The organism is Erythrobacter donghaensis (assembly GCF_002155425.1).
GTDB classification, from domain to species: Bacteria; Pseudomonadota; Alphaproteobacteria; order Sphingomonadales; family Sphingomonadaceae; genus Erythrobacter; species Erythrobacter donghaensis.
On record NZ_MUYG01000011.1, the window covers coordinates 796,759 to 815,060 of the forward strand.

Consider the following 18,302-nt stretch of genomic DNA (forward strand, 5'->3'; position numbering starts at 1 on the left):
GGGCCTGCGTTGATACTTGCGACGCGGCGCGGGCGGGCCTAATCCCGCGGCGTGAAGCGCACCCATCTGCCCCTTAACGCCCTGCGCGTGTTCGATGCCGCCGCGCGGCACCTCTCCTTCACCCGCGCTGCGGACGAGCTGGCGGTGACGCCCGCCGCTGTCGGCCAGCAGATCCGTGCGCTCGAGGACGTGCTCGGCATCGTGCTGTTCCGCCGCACGCCCAAGGGGCTGGAGCTGACGCCCGAGGGCGAGGCCGGGCTCGATCCCTTGCGCGAAGGGTTCCTGCGTTTCGAGGAAAGCGTCGCCGCGATGCAGGCGGGGCAGTCCTCCGACCGCTATACCATTGCTGTCCCGCGCGAATTCTACGCCGAGTGGCTCGCCCCGCGCCTTGCCGTGTTTCAGGCGGGCACACCGGGGGTGCAATACATCCTAGCGCCCGACGAGAATGCCGATTTCACCGAGGCCAATCTCGATCTCGCGATCCGGCTGGTCGACGGGCCGGGCGATCTGCAAGGGGTGCAGCTTGCCCCCGCGATGCGCGTCACCGTCGCCGCGCCCGAGTATCGGGATGCGTGGATCGACTGGCCGGGGATGCCGCTGCCCGAGGGCGTGAACCCCTGCATCCGCGCCGGATCGCCGGGGCAGGCGCTGGCCTCGGCGCTGGCCGGGATGGGGCGCACCGTGCTCCCCCTCGCACTGGCCGAGGCCGCGATCGCGCGCGGCAGCCTCACCGCGCTCGACCAGCCCGAACCGGCAACGCGCGCCTATTGGCTGCTCGCCCCGCCGCCGCAATGGCGCAGCAAGAAGGTGAGGGCTCTGGTCGCCTTCCTTGGCGCCGGTCGCTGACATCGTAGTGCAAGGCACCGGCACTGGGCCGCCAGCGCATAAGCCTTGCGTCTCACGGGGCTTCAACTACCTTCCGGCGCGGTGTGGGGCCGATTGGTCGGGGAGGGGAGAGAATGCTCAAGGTCTCGGAGGATCTCTACACCTCCTTCGACGTGGCGGACTTCTATGCCTTCGTGTTCCGCCTGCTCGAGGAAAAGGCACGCCATCCCGATTACCGTGCCGCGCTCGATGATCGCGCGCGATGCCGGCGATTGTGGGAGGGCATGTACGATCCCCAAGCCGATCAGATGGAACTGGCGTTGCGCCACGCCCACGCGCTTGGCGCCGCCCTCCGGGGCGAGACCGGGCCGCCGCCGGGCGAGGACACCTCTCGCATGAAGACCGATCTCGACAATTGGGGCTTTTTCGCCTTTTCCGCCTTCGATGAGGACGAGTTGTGAGCGGGCAGGGCGGCAGGGGGCGGCGGCGGGCCGGGCCGGTGCAATGCTGCCCGGACCCTTGCGCCGATGCACGGGCCGACGATCAGACCCTGACCCGCGGCGCGCGGGATCTGGCGAGCGCCTATCAGAACGGATCGCTTGCCAACCAGCGCCCAGGGCGCCGGGCGCGCGGCGGGATGAACTGCGCCGCCGCCGCGCCGGAGATGCAGCAGGTCGCCAACCGGTTCGAACGCTATGGCAATGCGATCCCCAGCGCGCGCGCGGCCAATGATCTCAACCAGCTGGGCGACAGGGCCAATGCGCCGGTTACCGGCCCATGTCTTGAGCGTCTGCCGCTCGATGCAGATGCGCTTAACCGCGAGCTCGGCATTCCGCCCGGCAGCCCCAACGCGATCACCCCTAATGATCTGCGCAACGACCAGACCGGCTATCGCGCGGCGATCTACCGCTCGCGCACCGACGGGCGGTTGATCATGGTCTCGCGCGATACGCAGCCGAAATCGCTGGTCGACTGGAAGACCAATATTTTCAACGGTCAGGGGCAGGACACCGATCAGTATGCCGCTGCGCGGCGCCTGTCGACCAAGCTCAATGCCTCGGGCCAGCGGTTCGATATCGGCGGCTATTCCAAAGGGGGCGGGCTGGCGCAGGAGGCCGGGCTGCTCTCGCCCAATTCGCGGGTCTATGTGTTCAACAGTTCGGGCCTGCACGACGCCTCGCTGCGCCGCACCGGGCAGGCGAACTTCGCCTCCTTGCAGAGCCGCACCTCCTCGTTCAGCGCCGAGGGCGATTTCCTGACCTTCATGAACAACACGACGGATCCCGCGCGCGAGGTGCGCAATGCGCAATTCCTGCGCAATCACCTCGCCGGGGAAGCACCCGGATCGCTCAATCCGATGACGATCGAGTATCAGAACCCCGCCCATGCCGCGCTGCGCGCGATCGGCGGGCGCGGCAATGCCGATCTCGCCGCGCGCAAGGCCGCCGCTGACCGCGCCTTTCAGGCCGACCGGGGGCGGTTCCTCGAATCGGTCGATCAGATGATCGCAGGGGCCGCCGAAACGCCCGGTTTCGACCGGCTGTTTCCCCCGGTGAGGTCGTCCCGTCACGAGACCGTACCCAACTCGATGTCCTTCCTCGGCCGCACCACGGGGGCGAGGGAGGATGAGGCGCGGTTCGGCAAGCTGGTGCAGCACCAGATGTCGAACGTGCTGGGGCCGATGGAGAACCAGCTGGAGGCCGACCGGGCAGCCTTGCAGCAGTTTGTCAGAACGTGCGGATCATGAAGCTGGCATTGATCGCTGCCGGGCTGGCCCTCATCGGCGGCGCGGCGTGGTTTGCACAATATCGGGACGAGGAAGTGACAATGCAGTTCGAAGGCCAGAATGCCGTGCTTGAGCAGGCGATCATCGCGGATGATCCGCAGGCGGTCGCCGCCGCGCTTGCCGCCGGGGCCGATGTCAACGCGCAAGGCACGCTCGGCGTCACCCCGCTCGCTTTCGCGGTCGGCACTGGCAAGGGCCAAGCGGCGGCGGCGCTGGTCGCGGCGCGGGCCGATCCCAATATCCCGGACACGGACGGCGACACGGCGATGACGCTGGCGGTGAACCGCTATGCGACCGATCCCGCGCTGCTCGAACTGGTGCTCGATGCGGGCGGCAATCCCAACGCCATGCGGCCTGACGGCGATCCGGTGATCGTGCGGTTCCTCAACGGCGCCAATCTCGAGGCGATCACGCTGATGCACGCGCGCGGGGCCAATCTCGATGCGATCGCCAACAACCAGCCGCTGGTGGTGTTCGCGGCCTATGGCGCGGACTGGGACGTGGTGTGGTACCTGATCACGCTGGGCGCCGACCTCTCCGGCCAGCAGGCGCGCGACGGGCTGGTCGAGGCGTTCAAGGTCCCCGGCGCGACCCTGCCCGACAGCCCGCTGTGGGAGGACAAGGTGCGCGTCTACGAGCATCTGCGCGGGCTCGGGCTCGATCCGGTCCCGCCCGCGGGCTACGGCGAGCCGCGCGGCGAGACCTCGCCCTAAACGTCCTCCGCCCCGTCCTCATCCTCGTCGGGCCAGCGCCCGGTGATCTCGTGGTGGATGCGGTCCCACAGCCAGTGCCCCCGGCGCACCATCCGCGAATCGACCATGTGCGCGTTCCTGTGCTGGAGCACCCAGCACAGCATCGCATTGGCCTGCGGATCATGCGCGCCCTGATGCAGCGCCCGCTCCAGCGCGCAATCCTCGAGCCTCAATCGCCCCCACTCGAGCGCCTCGTCCCACGCCCGCGCAAAGTCCTCCGCGCCGGGCCGCTCGCGCAGCTTGTAGAGCGCCTCGATACTCTTGCCGACCTTGGTCGCCGCCTGCTTGACGATCCCGGTCATCGCCAGCTGGTAGATGAAGGCGCGCTGCACATCGGGCAGAATCGAGTTCCCGCGCGGGTGCGGGTGGCAAAAGGGGAGGAAGTCGAGCACCGGATCGTCATCGGGAATGAGCATCTCGGTAAAGGCAACGCGCGAAGTCGCCTGCCGCGGATGCTTGCGTGTGTTGACGAGCAGCGGCCTGGCCGGCTCGGGCCGCGGATTGGCCGAGCGCTCGAAGGAAGGGGAGGGCTTGCGCGGCATGGGGCGAGGGGTGGCAGGTTTCGGCGGAGTAGGAAAATTCGAAAGCCCCCAACGCTGCGTGTGGCGATGAACCGGCGCGTAGCGCCGCAAGCGCGACCGCGCGCCGCGCCTTATGGCGCGAAAGCCGAAGCGAAGCTGAACGAGCGAAGCGAGGACAACCAGCGCGGATGCGCTGCGCCCGGCGCCTGGATTCGTAGCCGAAGGCGGAGAAGGCGCGAAGCGTCAGCGCGCCAACAAAAAACTCCCGGAGCCACAACCCCTGCGTCCATCCCCCTGTCCGCCTCCCCGGGCTAGTCCCGGGCCCCCACTGTCTTCAGGTTCACACGAAGACACGAAGAGGGCGGCGCGCGGCACAAGAAGGGGGTTCACGCAGAGACCGCAGAGGAAAGGAGAGGCGCAGAGGGCGCGGTGCCCGCCGCCACCTCCACCGCGTCATGGTGAGGGGCCTCAACCCCCGCGTCCAACCCCGCCCTGCCGGTGGCACCCCCGCCGCCCCGCAGAGCGACCTTGATCGCGTGGAAGAGAGTGCCGAGCAGGTCGGGTTAGTCCTCGGCAGGCTCTCAAATTCTGATCAAGCCCAGTCGCAGGGCCTTTATCACGGCGCCAATCCGGTCGTGGCAGCTCAGCTTTGTATAGATGCGGCGCATATAGGTGGCGACGGTGTCGGTGGATATGGCAAGGATCGTGGCGACATCGGTGTTGCTCTTGCCGCGTCCAACCCACGTCAACACTTCGCGTTCTCGATCAGACAGCGTGAGGATTTCGGCAGGGGCTTTGGTCAGTTCACATATTCGCTGATGGCCTGTCATCAACATGATGTGTAGCGCAAGAACGGTCGCGGAATCGGGCAGCGGCTGATTTAACGGAAAGCCGACTGCGACGAAGGCATTGTTGCCGTTCGGTCCCCATAGCGGAAAGCCATATCCTGAAGTCAGACCGAAATCTCGCGTTTCTTTAACATATTCGATTTCGGCTTTGGTCAGTTTGCGGCTGCTGAGCGCGTCGTGCCATGTCATCGGCTTGCCTGTGCGCATGATGATGTCGGGGCCGGGGTCGACCTGCATACGGCCGTTCTTCAGATACAGCTTTACCCATTCCTCCGGATAGCCGACGGAATAGACATCGGCTCCGGCGGTCGAGACTCCGCGAAACATGATTTCGGGATGATAGCTGAACTTGTCGCCGCCCTTTGCGAAGCAGCAGTGGCACATGGCATCAAGCACGCTCGCGACGCTTTCGGCGTCGAACAACCGGTTGAGAGTGTCGACATCAAAGCTGGCACCGCTATTCATTCTCAGTCTCCCGCTGCGATCGGGGGCTTATGAGAGCTCTTCAGTTTCCTCCGCTGCTCAAACTCTCGGACGAACAAGCCGTTGGAAATACCTTAACAGAAGTTTGTCATTCATCTAGGGGACAGGCTAAATTTCGGTTAACGCGGTAGCGCCGTGATCATGGCAACCGACATCACATCTCTTTGCGACCGACTTCAAATGATCGCAACCTCGCTCCAGTCCGCTGGGACAGCCCGGTTATGCGGGTGCACGCCTGCGTTCACTTTGCCGCCGGCGAATGATGAAAGTCGGACCATCGATGAGACACCGCAGCGAATCTCATGTGTCGCCGCGGTGCACGAGCCTGCGGATCGCACAGCCGGGTCATCTGGCGTGGCGTTCGTCGAGGCGATTTTGGTGGCGAGGGCGCGCCGCCGCACGCTGCTTGACCAAGATCTTCTGTTCGATCCGGCTTGGTCGATGCTGATTGATCTCTACCGCGCAGCATTGCTTGGTAAATCGCTATCGGTGACGGCAGTCATGATTGGCAGCGGAGTGCCTGACACCACAGCTCTGCGGTATCTGCGTATCCTCGAGGAGCGTGGTTATGTCGAGCGTTTCCCCGACAAGAACGACCGGCGTCGCATTCATGTGAGGCTCAGCCCGCAAAAGTTTATGGAGATGGCGGACTATTTCAGATCGACTCATGCTGCGCTGTCGGCTCAAACATTCTGACCCCGGATCGGATTGCGGTGCCTTGTGCCCGCTCGAGATCTTGCTGCCCCTGACGTGTCACCCTTGACCCCCAACCCAAACCCGCCTAAGGGCGCGCATCCTTCGTAGGCAACCCCTGCGAAAGCGAGCTGAACATTGGCGGCCCCGTCTCTCTCCAGCAGAGGGGCAGCCGTCAAAGTAACCCGGTGGCCGAAGGGCCTGACCATGTGGGTGGAGCGTTTCGGCTTGTCGACTTTGCGAATCCCCGCGCAGGCGGGGATCTCGTGCCGAAAGCGGTATCGCCTGAGGCTTGAGGCCCCCGCCTGCGCGGGGGATCACAAAGGTTTCGGCGAGGCAACTCTCTCTCCCCCCATCGTCCGGCACCCGTGTCACCCCTCATACGGTGAAGAGAGAAAGTCTTACATGCCGACGATCAACCAGCTGGTCCGCAAGGGCCGCGTTCCGCAGAAGGCCAAGTCTAAGGTCCCTGCGATGGAACAGAACCCGCAGAAGCGCGGTGTCTGCACCCGCGTTTACACGACGACCCCGAAGAAGCCGAACTCGGCGCTGCGCAAGGTGGCCAAGGTTCGCCTGACCAACCAGCGCGAGGTCATCTCCTACATCCCCGGCGAAGGCCACAACCTGCAGGAGCACTCGGTTGTCCTGATCCGCGGCGGGCGTGTGCGCGACCTTCCCGGCGTGCGCTACCACGTCCTTCGCGGCGTGCTCGACACGCAGGGCGTGAAGGATCGCAAGCAGTCGCGCTCGAAGTACGGCGCCAAGCGGCCCAAATAATCGGTTTTTGTGCGCTCCCGCGAAGGCGGGAGCCTCCCGCCGCAGGCGACACGCCAGCGGCCCGAGGTCCCCGCCTTCGCGGGGACGCGCTTCAGAGAAGGAAGAAGTGCAATGTCACGTCGTCGTCGTCCCGAAAAGCGGGTCATCCTGCCCGATCCCCAGTACGGGGATCAGATCCTGTCGAAGTTCATGAACAACCTCATGCTCGACGGTAAGAAGGCTGTTGCCGAGAAGATCGTCTATGGCGCGCTCGAAACGGTGGAAGCGAAGGCCAAGGCCGATCCGATCCAGCTGTTCCATGATGCGCTCAACAATGTGAAGCCGCAGGTCGAAGTGCGCAGCCGCCGTGTCGGTGGTGCGACCTATCAGGTGCCGGTCGAGGTTCGCCCCGAGCGTGCCCAGGCGCTCGCGATCCGCTGGCTGATCACCGCCGCGCGCGGTCGTCCCGAAACCACGATGGCCGCGCGGCTGTCGGGTGAGCTGCTCGATGCGGCCAACAACCGCGGCAATGCGGTGAAGAAGCGCGAAGACACGCACCGCATGGCGGATGCGAACCGCGCCTTCTCGCACTACCGCTGGTAAAACGCTCGGATTGTGGGCAGCCGGGGGGCAGGGTCTTCCGGCTGTCACAATCTTCCCTATATGGGGCCTAGTCCGCGACCCGGCGGCCCCCCTCACGATCAAGGAACCTGATATGGCCCGCGAGTATCCGCTGGAGCGCTATCGCAATATCGGCATCATGGCGCACATCGATGCCGGCAAGACCACCACGACCGAGCGTATCCTCTACTACACCGGCAAGTCCTACAAGATCGGCGAAGTGCACGATGGTGCCGCGACGATGGACTGGATGGAGCAGGAGCAGGAGCGCGGGATCACGATCACCTCGGCCGCGACCACGACCTTCTGGACCGCCGAAGATCCGACCATGGATCCGATGAGCGACCCCGACGCGCTGCGCGAAAACATGCCGAAGCACCGCATCAACATCATCGACACCCCCGGCCACGTCGACTTCACCATCGAAGTCGAACGCAGCTTGCGCGTGTTGGATGGCGCCGTGGCGGTGTTCGACGGCGTGGCCGGCGTGGAGCCGCAGTCGGAAACTGTGTGGCGCCAGGCTGACAAATACGGCGTCCCCCGGATGTGCTTCATCAACAAGCTCGACCGCACCGGCGCTGACTTCTATTACTGCGTGCAGTCGATCATCGACCGCCTCGGCGCCAAGCCACTTGTCCTCTATCTCCCGATCGGGGCCGAGAGCCAGCTTGAGGGCGTGGTCGACCTCGTCAACAACCGCGGCATCGTGTGGCGGGACGACAGCCTCGGCGCGAAGTACGAGTTCATCCCCGTTCCGGAAGATCTCGCCGACAAGGCTGCCGAATATCGCGAGCGCCTGATCGAGCTCGTCGTCGAACAGGACGACGAGATCATGGAAGCCTATCTCGAAGGCAACGAGCCTGACGTCCCGACGATCAAGAAGTTGATCCGTCAGGGCACCATGGCGCGCGCCTTCGTGCCGGTGACCTGTGGCTCCGCGTTCAAGAACAAGGGCGTCCAGCCCCTGCTCGATGCGGTGGTGGATTACATGCCTTCGCCGCTCGACGTTCCGGCGATCAAGGGCGTGCTGCCCGACAGCGAGGAGGAGGCCGAGCGCCCCTCGAGCGACGATGCCCCGTTCTCGGCGCTGGCGTTCAAGATCATGAACGACCCCTTCGTCGGCTCGCTGACCTTCACCCGCATCTATTCGGGCAAGCTCACCAAGGGCCAGGTCCTGAACTCGGTGAAGGACAAGAAGGAAAAGATCGGCCGCATGCTGCTGATGCACTCGAACAACCGCGAGGACATCGATGAGGCATTTGCGGGCGACATCGTCGCGCTGGCCGGCATGAAGGACACCACCACCGGGGATACCCTGTGTGATGCCGCCAAGCCGATCATTCTCGAGCGCATGGAATTCCCCGAGCCCGTGATCGAGCTTTCGGTGGAACCCAAGACCAAGGCCGACCAGGAAAAGATGGGCATTGCGCTCAATCGCCTGGCGCAGGAAGACCCCTCGTTCCGCGTGTCGACCGACCACGAAAGCGGTCAGACGATCATCAAGGGCATGGGCGAACTGCACCTCGACATCATCGTCGATCGCATGCGTCGCGAGTTCAAGGTCGAGGCCAATGTCGGCGCGCCGCAGGTGGCTTACCGCGAATATCTCGGCCGCGAAGTCGAAGTCGATTACACCCACAAGAAGCAGTCGGGTGGCTCGGGCCAGTTCGGCCGCGTGAAGGTTACGGTCACCCCGGGTGAGCGCGGCCAGGGCGTGACCTTCGAGGACGCGATCAAGGGCGGGAACATTCCGCGCGAATACATCCCGGCGATCGAAAAGGGCTTCCGCGAGCAGGCCGAAAGCGGCCATCTCGTGGGCTTCCCGATCATCGACTTCTCGATCAAGCTGACCGATGGTGCCTACCACGACGTCGACTCGAGCGCGATCGCGTTCGAAATCGCCGCCCGCGGTGCCATGCGCGAAGTGGCGCAGAAGGCCGGTATCAAGCTGCTCGAGCCGATCATGAAGGTTGAAGTCGTGACTCCCGATGATTACCTCGGCGACGTCATTGGCGACCTCAACTCGCGGCGCGGTCAGATCCAGGGCACCGACACGCGCGGCAATGCCCAGGCGGTCGAGGCCTTCGTGCCGCTCGCCAACATGTTCGGCTACGTCAATGAACTGCGCTCGTTCACGCAAGGGCGCGCGAACTACTCCATGCAGTTCTCGCACTATGACGAGGTTCCGGCCAACGTCGCAGCCGAGGTCAAGGAGAAACTTGCCTAAGCCGATTGATCGGTCTAGGGGCGGCGCCTGATTCAGCGGGCGCTGCCGTTCTCCCGCGAACACATCAATTCATCCAAGAAGGTACACCAGAGAAATGGCTAAGGAAAAGTTCCAGCGGAATAAGCCGCACTGCAACATCGGCACCATCGGTCACGTTGACCATGGCAAGACCACGCTGACCGCGGCGATCACCAAGGTGATGGCTGAAACCTACGGCGGCGCCGCCGTGGACTTCGCCAACATCGACAAGGCTCCGGAAGAGCGTGAGCGCGGCATCACCATCTCGACCGCGCACGTCGAGTACGAATCGGCTGCCCGTCACTACGCGCACGTCGATTGCCCGGGTCACGCCGACTACGTGAAGAACATGATCACCGGTGCCGCCCAGATGGACGGCGCGATCCTGGTCGTGAACGCTGCTGACGGCCCGATGCCCCAGACCCGTGAGCACATCCTGCTCGCCCGTCAGGTCGGCGTGCCGGCTCTGGTCGTGTACATGAACAAGGTCGACCAGGTTGACGACGAGGAAATCCTCGAGCTCGTCGAACTGGAAGTGCGCGAGCTGCTCAGCTCGTACGACTTCGACGGTGACAACATTCCGATCATCAAGGGTTCGGCTCTGGCCGCTCTCGAAGGCCGCGATGACGCCATCGGCAAGGAATCGGTGATTGCCCTGATCGAAGCCGTCGACAGCTTCATCCCGCAGCCCGACCGTCCGGTCGACAAGCCGTTCCTGATGCCGATCGAAGACGTGTTCTCGATCTCGGGTCGCGGCACCGTGGTGACCGGCCGTATCGAAACCGGCATCGTCAACGTTGGTGACGAAGTCGAAATCGTCGGCATCAAGGACACCCGCAAGACCACCGTCACCGGCGTGGAAATGTTCCGCAAGCTGCTCGATCGCGGTGAAGCTGGCGACAACGTCGGCGCCCTGATCCGCGGCGTCGCCCGTGAAGAGGTCGAGCGTGGCCAGGTTCTCTGCAAGCCCGGTTCGGTCAGCCCGCACACCGAGTTCAGCGCCGAAGTCTACGTGCTGTCGAAGGACGAAGGTGGCCGTCACACGCCGTTCTTCGCCAACTACCGCCCGCAGTTCTACTTCCGCACCACCGACGTGACCGGCGAAGTGATCCTTCCCGAAGGCACCGAAATGGTGATGCCGGGCGACAACGTGACCATCGGCGTCAAGCTGATCGCACCGATCGCCATGGACGAAGGTCTGCGCTTCGCGATCCGCGAAGGCGGACGCACCGTGGGTTCGGGCGTCGTTGCCAAGATCACCAAGTAAGGTTCTGCTCCCTTTCGGAGCGTAACTGAACGCTTTGAGGCCCGGCGCTCCTACGAGCCGCCGGGCCTTTTTGCGTTAGGGTAGGGGGCTCCGGCCCGGGATCGGCGCGGTCGTTTCACGGTCACGCAATTTCCTTAAGCTTGCCCCTTGCCAGAATCCAACACGCCCCGTATAGGCGCGCATCCCCGGACGAGATTCGTCTCCAAGGGCACGAGTTTTGAGGAAGGCCGCCCGCTCTCGGGAAACCGGAAGGACGCGGGGCGGTCTTTGTTTTTGGGAAATGCCGGGCAACCGGCTGCTCCTTGGCTCTTTCGCATCGGTAGTAGGACATGGAAGCTCAGAATATCCGTATTCGCCTCAAGGCGTTTGACCACCGCGTTCTCGACCAGGCCACTGGTGAGATCGCTGATACGGCCCGCCGCACCGGCGCGCTTATTCGCGGCCCCATTCCCCTGCCGACGCGTATCGAGAAGTTCACCGTGAACCGCGGTCCGCACGTCGACAAGAAGTCGCGCGAGCAGTTCGAGGTCCGTACCTACAAGCGGCTGCTCGATATCGTGCAGCCCAACGCCCAGACCGTGGACGCGCTGATGAAGCTCGATCTGGCTGCCGGCGTGAACGTCGAAATCAAGCTGGCCTAAAAGGCTAGCCGAAATGCCCCTCGCTTCGGCAAGGGGCCTCTATCGTAGGGGCTGATACGCCCCGCCTGACGATAGGGTGGATACCGCCGGAACCATTCCGGGCTGCGTCCCCCGTCTCGCCTCCAGCGGCCAACCGGCCAGCGGAGGCACTCAGCCCGGACGGGGCGATGCATGAAAATTCGGGCTGAACTGGGGCTGTGTTGCTTGCAACGCGGCCTCGCCATGCACCTTGCGGATGGTCTGCAGGGTGCCTCTGTTGAGGAGTAACTGACGATGCGCACCGGCGTTATCGCAAAGAAAGTCGGGATGACCCGCCTCTTCCAGGAGGACGGACGGCACGTGCCTGTGACCGTTCTCGCGCTGGAAGATTGCCAGGTGGTTTCGCACCGCACTGCTGACCGTGATGGCTACTTCGCCGTCCAGCTCGGCGCGGGCGAAGCCAAGCAGAAGAACGTTGCCAAGCCGCAGCGTGAACATTTCGCCAAGGCCGATGTCGGCCTGAAGAAGCGCGTCGCAGAATTCCGCGTTGAGAGCGAAGACGGCCTCGTGCCGGTCGGCGCCACGATCAGCGCAGAACATTTTATCGCCGGTCAGATGGTCGACATCACCGGCCACACGCAGGGCAAGGGCTTTGCCGGCGCCATGAAGCGCTGGGGCTTCGGCGGCATGCGCGCCACCCACGGTGTTTCGATCTCGCACCGTGCCCACGGTTCGACGGGTAACCGTCAGGATCCGGGCCGCGTGTTCAAGGGCAAGAAGATGGCCGGCCACATGGGCGACCGTCAGCGCACCCAGCAGAACCTCGAAATCGTCCGCACCGACGCCGAGCGCGGTCTTCTCTTCGTCAAGGGCTCGGTCCCGGGCGCGAAGAATGGCTGGCTGCTTGTGCGCGACGCGGTGAAGCTGCCGCTTCCCGAAGGCGTGCCGTTCCCCGGCGCGGTGCTCGAGAAGAAGGCCCCGCAGGCTGACGAGACCCCCTCGGTGGTCGACGCCGCGGCCGAAGAAGCTACTGTGACCGAAGCTGTCGAAATCGACGCTGCGGCCACCGAAGAAAACAAGGAAGGCTGAGCCATGAAGATCAAGGTTCAGAAAATCGACGGCGGCAAGGCCTCGGGCGATATCGAGCTGTCGGACGACGTGTTCGGCATCGAGCCGCGCGCCGACATCCTCCACCGCGTGGTGACCTGGCAGCTTGAAAACCGCCGCGGCACCGCCCGCCCGACGCGTGAGCGTTCGGACGTGGCCCGCACCGGCAAGAAGTTCGGCAAGCAGAAGGGCGGCGGTACCGCCCGTCACGGCGACCGTGCGGCTCCGATCTTCATTGGCGGCGGCAAGGCCCACGGCGCGCGCAAGCGTGACTTCGAGCAGTCGCTCAACAAGAAGATCCGTGCGCTGGGCCTCAAGATGGCGCTTTCGAGCAAGGCCAAGGACGGTCTGGTCGTGGTCGACAGCCTCGAACTCGCCGAAGCCAAGACCAAGGCTCTGAAGGGCCACCTCGCCAAGGCTGGTTTTGCCGGCAAGATCCTGGTGATCGACGGCGAGCAGGTCGATGCGGGCTTCAAGAAGGCCGCCGGCAACCTGCCGGGCATCAACGTGCTCCCCGCAATCGGTGCCAATGTCTACGACATCCTCAACCACGACACGCTGGTGCTGACCAAGGCCGCTGTCGAAAAGCTGGAGGCGCGCTTCAATGGCTAAGAAGCAGACTGTCGATGCGCGTCACTACGACGTGATCATCGCGCCGCACATCACGGAAAAGTCGACCCTCGCGTCGGAACACAACGCCGTGGTCTTCAAGGTTGCGGGTTCCGCGACCAAGCCGCAGATCAAGGAAGCGATCGAGGCGATCTACGACAAGAAGGTCGTCGCCGTGAACACCTTGGTCCAGAAGGGCAAGACCAAGCGCTGGAAGGGCAAGGCCTATCAGCGCTCCGACGTGAAGAAGGCCATCGTCACCCTCGCTGAGGGTGAGATGATCGATATCACCAGCGGTATCTGAGGCCAAGGGACAGGAAACGAACAATGGCACTCAAGAACTATAAGCCGACCAGTCCCGCACGCCGCGGTCTGATCCTGGTCGACAAGTCGGCGCTCTACAAGGGCAAGCCGGTGAAGGCGCTGACCGAAGGCAAGCGTAAGACCGGTGGCCGTAACAACAAGGGCCATGTCACCTCGCGTGGCATCGCCGGTGGTCACAAGCAGAAGTACCGCTACATCGACTTTAAGCGTCGCAAGTGGGACATGCCGGCTACCGTCGAGCGTCTGGAATATGACCCCAACCGCACCGCCTTCATCGCTCTCGTCAAGTACGAGGACGGTGAGCAGGCCTACATCATTGCTCCGCAGCGTCTCGCTGTCGGCGACACGGTGGTGGCGGGTGAGAAGACCGACACCAAGCCGGGCAACGCGATGCTGCTCGGTCAGATGCCGGTCGGCACGATCTGCCACAATGTCGAGATGAAGCCGGGCAAGGGCGGCCAGATCGCCCGTTCGGCCGGCACCTATGTGCAGGTCGTCGGTCGTGACCGCGCGATGGTCATCGTTCGCCTCAATTCGGGCGAGCAGCGTTACCTGCGCGGCGATTGCATGGGCACGGTGGGTGCGGTGTCGAACCCCGACAACGCCAACCAGAATTTCGCCAAGGCTGGCCGCAAGCGTTGGATGGGTGTCCGCCCGCTGACCCGCGGCGTTGCGAAGAACCCGGTCGACCACCCGCACGGTGGTGGTGAAGGCCGGACCTCCGGTGGTCGCCATCCGGTGACCCCGTGGGGCAAGCCGACCAAGGGTGCCCGTACGCGCCACAACAAGCAGACGGACAAGATGATCATCCGTTCGCGTCACGCGAAGAAGAAGAGGTAAGAGACGATGGCACGTTCCGTCTGGAAAGGTCCGTTTGTCGAGCTGAGCCTTCTGAAGAAGGCTGAAAGCGCGCAGGAAGCGAGCAACACCAAGCCGATCAAGACCTGGTCGCGGCGTTCGACGATTCTGCCGCAGTTCGTCGGGCTCACCTTCAATGTCTATAACGGGCACAAGTTCATTCCCGTTTCGGTTTCGGAAGAAATGGTCGGCCACAAGCTCGGTGAATTTGCGCCCACGCGCACCTTCCCCGGTCACGCTGCCGACAAGAAGGGCAAGCGCTAATGGGCAAGGCAAAAGCACCCCGCCGCGTGGGCGACAACGAGGCGCTGGCCGTCGGCACCACGATCCGTGGTTCGGCGCAGAAGCTGAACCTCGTTGCCGCCCTGATCCGCGGCAAGAAGGCCGAGGAAGCTCTGAACATCCTCGCCTTCTCGAAGCGGGCGATGGCGCGCGATGCGAGCAAGGTGCTCGCCTCGGCGATCGCCAACGCTGAGAACAACCACAATCTCGACGTCGATGCGCTCGTCGTGGCGGAAGCCTCGGTCGGCAAGTCGGTGACGATGAAGCGGTTCCACACTCGCGGTCGCGGCAAGTCGACCCGGATCCTGAAGCCGTTCTCGCGTCTGCGGATCGTCGTTCGCGAAGCAGAGGAGGCGTAAGATGGGCCAGAAGAGCAATCCGATCGGTCTGCGCCTGCAGATCAACCGTACCTGGGACAGCCGCTGGTACGCCGAAGGGCGTGACTATGCGCAGCTTCTCAAAGAAGACGTGATGATCCGCAAGTACATCATGAAGAACCTGCCCCAGGCGGCGGTTTCGAAGGTGGTGATCGAGCGTCCGGCCAAGCTGTGCCGCGTGTCGATCTATGCGGCGCGTCCCGGTGTCATCATCGGCAAGAAGGGCGCGGACATCGAAAAGCTGCGCTCGAAGCTGGCGACCATGACCGCGAGCGACGTGAAGCTGAACATCGTCGAGATCCGCAAGCCGGAAATCGACGCCAAGCTCGTCGCGCAGGGCATTGCCGATCAGCTGGTGCGCCGCGTGGCGTTCCGCCGGGCGATGAAGCGTGCGGTGCAGTCGGCGCTGCGTCTGGGTGCCGAAGGCATCAAGATCGTGTGCGGTGGCCGTCTCGGCGGGGCTGAAATCGCCCGCGTCGAATGGTACCGCGAAGGCCGCGTGCCGCTTCACACCCTGCGTGCGAACATCGATTACGCCGAGACCGAGGCGCTCACCGCCTACGGGATCATCGGGATCAAGGTGTGGATATTCAAGGGCGAGATCCTCGCTCACGATCCGACCGCGCAGGACCGCCTGATGATGGAAGCCCAGACTTCCGGCGTCCGTCCGGCTCGTTGAGGTAACAGACCATGTTGCAACCGAAAAAAACCAAGTTCCGCAAGCAGTTCAAGGGCCGGATCAAGGGCGAAGCCAAGGGTGGCACCACCCTCAACTTCGGCTCCTACGGCCTGAAGGCTCTGGAACCCGAGCGCGTTACCGCCCGCCAGATCGAAGCGGCGCGTCGTGCGATCACCCGTCACATCAAGCGTCAGGGTCGTCTCTGGATCCGCGTGTTCCCCGATGTGCCCGTGTCGAAGAAGCCTGCCGAAGTCCGTCAGGGTAAGGGCAAGGGTTCGGTCGAATACTGGGCAGCCAAGGTGAAGCCGGGCCGCATCCTGTTCGAGCTCGACGGCGTGGCCGGCCCGCTGGCTGCCGAAGCGTTCGAGCGTGCAGCGATGAAGCTGCCGATCAAGACCAAGGTTGTCGCCCGCCTGGGTGACACCAGCCACCTGGGAGGCGAATAATGGCCGATATCGCGGACCTTCGCACCAAGACCGATGATCAGCTGACCGCCGAGCTTACCGAGCTCAAGCGCGAGCAGTACAATCTGCGGTTCCAGGCTGCGACCAACCAGCTCGAAGCCCCTTCGCGCATCCGTCAGGTGCGCCGGGCCATCGCGCAGATCAAGACGCTGCAAACCGAGCGCGCGGCGAAAGCCGCCGCCGCCAAGGCGTAAGGAGTAACACAATGCCCAAGCGTATCCTCGTCGGGACTGTGACCTCCGACAAGACCGACAAGACCGTGACCGTGCTGGTCGAACGCAAGGTGAAGCACCCGCTTTACGGGAAGATCATCCGTCGTTCGAAGAAGTATCACGCGCACGACGAGACGAACGAATACACCGTGGGTGACGTGGTGCGGATCGAAGAGACCCGCCCGATGTCCAAGACCAAGACCTGGATCGTCAAGGACCGGGTCGTGGCAGGCGGCGTGCAGGCGGTGGAAGCCGACCTCGACGTGGCCGAAGCGGGTAACTGAGCAACAGACGTAAACGGAACTGCCGGGCCCCAGTCGGATTGGGCGTCCCGGTAAGCCAGTGAGAAGGAAGACGGATCAATGATCCAGATGCAATCCAATCTCGACGTCGCGGACAACAGCGGCGCTAAGCGCGTCCAGTGCATCAAGGTGCTGGGCGGGTCGAAGCGTCGTACCGCGGGCGTCGGTGACGTGATCGTCGTCTCCATCAAGGAGGCGCAGCCGCGCACCAAGGTCAAAAAGGGCGACGTTCACCGCGCGGTGATCGTGCGCACCCGCAAGGACGTGCGTCGTCCGGATGGCACTGTCATCCGCTTCGACAGCAATGCAGCGGTGCTCGTGAACAAGAACGAGGAGCCGATCGGCACCCGTATCTTTGGCCCCGTGGTGCGCGAACTGCGCGGCAAGGGCTTCATGAAGATCATCTCGCTCGCGCCGGAGGTACTGTGATGGCTGCCGCCAAGATCAAGAAGGGTGACAGCGTCGTCGTGCTGTCGGGCAAGGACAAGGGCCGCACCGGTACGGTCGCTCAGGTCATGCCCAAGGACGGCAAAGTCGTCGTCGAGGGCGTCAATGTCGTCGCCCGTCACCGCAAGCCCAGCCAGACCAACCCCCAGGGTGGCATCGATCGCGTCGCCGCGCCGATGCACATCTCCAAGGTTGCGCTCGCTGATCCCAAGACCGGCAAGGCCACCCGCGTCCGCTTCGAAGTGAAGGACGGCAAGAAGGTGCGCGTCGCTGTCAAGAGTGGGGAGACCATCGATGGCTGATTATACCGCCCGTATGAAGGCCAAGTACGATGCAGAAATCGTCAAGGCCATGACCGAAAAGTTCGGTTACAAGAACCGGATGGAAGTCCCCAAGCTCGAAAAGATCACGCTCAACATGGGCGTGGGCGAGGCGAGCCAGGACAAGAAGAAGGTCCAGACCGCCGCCGAGGAAATGGCGCTGATCGCTGGCCAGAAGCCGGTCATCACCATCGCCAAGAAGTCGATCGCGCAGTTCAAGCTGCGTGAAGGCATGCCGATCGGTTGCAAGGTGACCCTGCGCCGCGAGCGCATGTACGAATTTCTCGACCGTCTCGTGACCGTGGCCATGCCGCGCATCCGTGACTTTCGCGGGCTGAACCCCAAGTCGTTCGACGGCCGCGGCAACTACGCGATGGGGCTGAAGGAACAGATCGTGTTCCCCGAAATCAGCTACGACCGGATCGAGAAGGTGCGTGGGATGGACATCATCGTCACCACCACCGCCAAGACCGACGAAGAGGCGCGCGAGCTGCTGCGCCTGTTCGGCTTCCCCTTCGCGGGCGAAGCCAAGACCGAACAGAAGGAGGCGGCGTGAGCCGCTTCCCCCAAAAGACACTAGGCAAGAGAGCTTAAGTCCATGGCGAAACTGAGTTCCATCAACAAGAATGAGCGTCGCAAGAAGCTCGTCAAGCAGTACGCTGCGAAGTACGAGAAGCTGAAGGCGATCGCTAACGACGAATCCCTCGACGAAACGGAGCGCCTGGTCGCCCGTCTCAAGATGGCGGAGCTTCCGCGCAACGCGAACCCGACCCGGGTGCGCAACCGTTGCGCCACCACCGGCCGCCCGCGCGGCTATTACCGCAAGTTCGGCATCAACCGTATCGAACTGCGTCAACTCGGCAACAGCGGGATGATTCCCGGTCTGACCAAGTCGAGCTGGTGA

At 63.8% G+C, this 18,302-nt stretch carries 26 protein-coding genes; 24 read left to right on the forward strand and 2 right to left on the reverse strand.

Annotated features, from left to right (window positions below):
• Positions 1-51: 51 nt before the first annotated feature.
• From BZF59_RS15340 to BZF59_RS15355, 4 genes are all read left to right on the forward strand, one after another.
• Positions 52-846 (forward strand): LysR family transcriptional regulator, encoded by a 795-nt coding sequence (locus BZF59_RS15340; protein WP_086609085.1) that lies wholly within the window; start codon positions 52-54, stop codon positions 844-846.
• Positions 847-959: 113 nt separating this feature from the next.
• Positions 960-1,286 (forward strand): hypothetical protein, encoded by a 327-nt coding sequence (locus BZF59_RS15345; protein ID WP_086609086.1) that lies wholly within the window; start codon positions 960-962, stop codon positions 1,284-1,286.
• Complete coding sequence (locus BZF59_RS15350) at positions 1,283-2,572, forward strand: Tle-like phospholipase domain-containing protein (RefSeq protein WP_086609087.1); 1,290 nt, start codon at positions 1,283-1,285, stop codon at positions 2,570-2,572. Before BZF59_RS15345 ends, BZF59_RS15350 begins: the two co-directional genes overlap by 4 nt.
• A complete protein-coding gene (locus BZF59_RS15355; RefSeq protein WP_086609088.1) occupies positions 2,569-3,324 on the forward strand; it encodes an ankyrin repeat domain-containing protein in 756 nt (251 codons plus the stop codon). Before BZF59_RS15350 ends, BZF59_RS15355 begins: the two co-directional genes overlap by 4 nt.
• On the opposite strand, the gene BZF59_RS15360 is transcribed toward BZF59_RS15355, so the two are convergent.
• Together BZF59_RS15360 and BZF59_RS15365 are read right to left on the reverse strand one after the other, a co-directional pair.
• Positions 3,321-3,779, reverse strand: coding sequence for a hypothetical protein (locus BZF59_RS15360; protein WP_143738191.1), 459 nt, complete (start codon positions 3,777-3,779; stop codon positions 3,321-3,323). The genes BZF59_RS15355 and BZF59_RS15360 overlap by 4 nt on opposite strands.
• A 686-nt stretch (positions 3,780-4,465) precedes the next feature.
• Positions 4,466-5,197: a helix-turn-helix transcriptional regulator gene (locus tag BZF59_RS15365; protein WP_086609090.1), complete on the reverse strand. Its 732-nt coding sequence runs from the start codon at positions 5,195-5,197 to the stop codon at positions 4,466-4,468.
• 372 nt (positions 5,198-5,569) lie between these two features.
• Between BZF59_RS15365 and BZF59_RS16275 the strand changes: the two genes are divergently transcribed.
• The 20 genes from BZF59_RS16275 (at position 5,570) to rpsN (ending at position 18,302) form a co-directional block, all read left to right on the forward strand.
• Positions 5,570-5,911: a helix-turn-helix domain-containing protein gene (locus tag BZF59_RS16275; protein WP_158094340.1), complete on the forward strand. Its 342-nt coding sequence runs from the start codon at positions 5,570-5,572 to the stop codon at positions 5,909-5,911.
• A gap of 402 nt (positions 5,912-6,313) precedes the next feature.
• Positions 6,314-6,685, forward strand: a complete 372-nt coding sequence (gene rpsL, locus BZF59_RS15375; protein WP_006831873.1) for a 30S ribosomal protein S12 — start codon at positions 6,314-6,316, stop codon at positions 6,683-6,685.
• 111 nt (positions 6,686-6,796) lie between these two features.
• A complete protein-coding gene (rpsG, locus tag BZF59_RS15380; RefSeq protein WP_086609092.1) occupies positions 6,797-7,267 on the forward strand; it encodes a 30S ribosomal protein S7 in 471 nt (156 codons plus the stop codon).
• A gap of 112 nt (positions 7,268-7,379) precedes the next feature.
• Complete coding sequence (fusA, locus tag BZF59_RS15385) at positions 7,380-9,512, forward strand: elongation factor G (RefSeq protein ID WP_086609093.1); 2,133 nt, start codon at positions 7,380-7,382, stop codon at positions 9,510-9,512.
• A gap of 94 nt (positions 9,513-9,606) precedes the next feature.
• Complete coding sequence (gene tuf, locus BZF59_RS15390) at positions 9,607-10,797, forward strand: elongation factor Tu (RefSeq protein ID WP_086609094.1); 1,191 nt, start codon at positions 9,607-9,609, stop codon at positions 10,795-10,797.
• 329 nt (positions 10,798-11,126) lie between these two features.
• The gene (rpsJ, locus tag BZF59_RS15395; RefSeq protein WP_017665146.1) at positions 11,127-11,438 is read left to right on the forward strand and encodes a 30S ribosomal protein S10; all 312 of its coding nucleotides are present in this window, start codon (positions 11,127-11,129) and stop codon (positions 11,436-11,438) included.
• Between the two features lie 273 nt (positions 11,439-11,711).
• Positions 11,712-12,506, forward strand: a complete 795-nt coding sequence (rplC, locus tag BZF59_RS15400) for a 50S ribosomal protein L3 (protein WP_086609095.1) — start codon at positions 11,712-11,714, stop codon at positions 12,504-12,506.
• A 3-nt stretch (positions 12,507-12,509) separates the two neighbouring features.
• A complete protein-coding gene (gene rplD, locus BZF59_RS15405; RefSeq protein WP_086609096.1) occupies positions 12,510-13,136 on the forward strand; it encodes a 50S ribosomal protein L4 in 627 nt (208 codons plus the stop codon).
• Positions 13,129-13,437, forward strand: coding sequence for a 50S ribosomal protein L23 (locus BZF59_RS15410; RefSeq protein ID WP_086609097.1), 309 nt, complete (start codon positions 13,129-13,131; stop codon positions 13,435-13,437). The genes rplD and BZF59_RS15410 overlap by 8 nt, the downstream gene beginning before the upstream one ends.
• A gap of 23 nt (positions 13,438-13,460) precedes the next feature.
• Positions 13,461-14,297, forward strand: coding sequence for a 50S ribosomal protein L2 (gene rplB / locus BZF59_RS15415; protein ID WP_086609098.1), 837 nt, complete (start codon positions 13,461-13,463; stop codon positions 14,295-14,297).
• A gap of 6 nt (positions 14,298-14,303) precedes the next feature.
• Complete coding sequence (rpsS, locus tag BZF59_RS15420; RefSeq protein ID WP_086609099.1) at positions 14,304-14,579, forward strand: 30S ribosomal protein S19; 276 nt, start codon at positions 14,304-14,306, stop codon at positions 14,577-14,579.
• Complete coding sequence (gene rplV / locus BZF59_RS15425; protein WP_072675056.1) at positions 14,579-14,956, forward strand: 50S ribosomal protein L22; 378 nt, start codon at positions 14,579-14,581, stop codon at positions 14,954-14,956. Before rpsS ends, rplV begins: the two co-directional genes overlap by 1 nt.
• 1 nt (position 14,957) lies before the next feature.
• A complete protein-coding gene (gene rpsC, locus BZF59_RS15430; RefSeq protein WP_086609100.1) occupies positions 14,958-15,653 on the forward strand; it encodes a 30S ribosomal protein S3 in 696 nt (231 codons plus the stop codon).
• Positions 15,654-15,664: 11 nt separating this feature from the next.
• Positions 15,665-16,099 (forward strand): 50S ribosomal protein L16, encoded by a 435-nt coding sequence (gene rplP / locus BZF59_RS15435; protein ID WP_086609101.1) that lies wholly within the window; start codon positions 15,665-15,667, stop codon positions 16,097-16,099.
• A complete protein-coding gene (gene rpmC / locus BZF59_RS15440) occupies positions 16,099-16,311 on the forward strand; it encodes a 50S ribosomal protein L29 (RefSeq protein ID WP_086609102.1) in 213 nt (70 codons plus the stop codon). The genes rplP and rpmC overlap by 1 nt, the downstream gene beginning before the upstream one ends.
• Before the next feature lie 11 nt (positions 16,312-16,322).
• Positions 16,323-16,613: a 30S ribosomal protein S17 gene (gene rpsQ / locus BZF59_RS15445; RefSeq protein WP_086609103.1), complete on the forward strand. Its 291-nt coding sequence runs from the start codon at positions 16,323-16,325 to the stop codon at positions 16,611-16,613.
• Between the two features lie 78 nt (positions 16,614-16,691).
• The gene (gene rplN, locus BZF59_RS15450) at positions 16,692-17,060 is read left to right on the forward strand and encodes a 50S ribosomal protein L14 (RefSeq protein WP_068352902.1); all 369 of its coding nucleotides are present in this window, start codon (positions 16,692-16,694) and stop codon (positions 17,058-17,060) included.
• On the forward strand, positions 17,060-17,380 hold the full coding sequence (gene rplX, locus BZF59_RS15455) for a 50S ribosomal protein L24 (RefSeq protein WP_086609104.1): 321 nt from the start codon (positions 17,060-17,062) through the stop codon (positions 17,378-17,380). The genes rplN and rplX overlap by 1 nt, the downstream gene beginning before the upstream one ends.
• Positions 17,373-17,954, forward strand: coding sequence for a 50S ribosomal protein L5 (gene rplE / locus BZF59_RS15460; RefSeq protein ID WP_086609105.1), 582 nt, complete (start codon positions 17,373-17,375; stop codon positions 17,952-17,954). The genes rplX and rplE overlap by 8 nt, the downstream gene beginning before the upstream one ends.
• Before the next feature lie 42 nt (positions 17,955-17,996).
• Positions 17,997-18,302 (forward strand): 30S ribosomal protein S14, encoded by a 306-nt coding sequence (gene rpsN, locus BZF59_RS15465; protein WP_086609106.1) that lies wholly within the window; start codon positions 17,997-17,999, stop codon positions 18,300-18,302.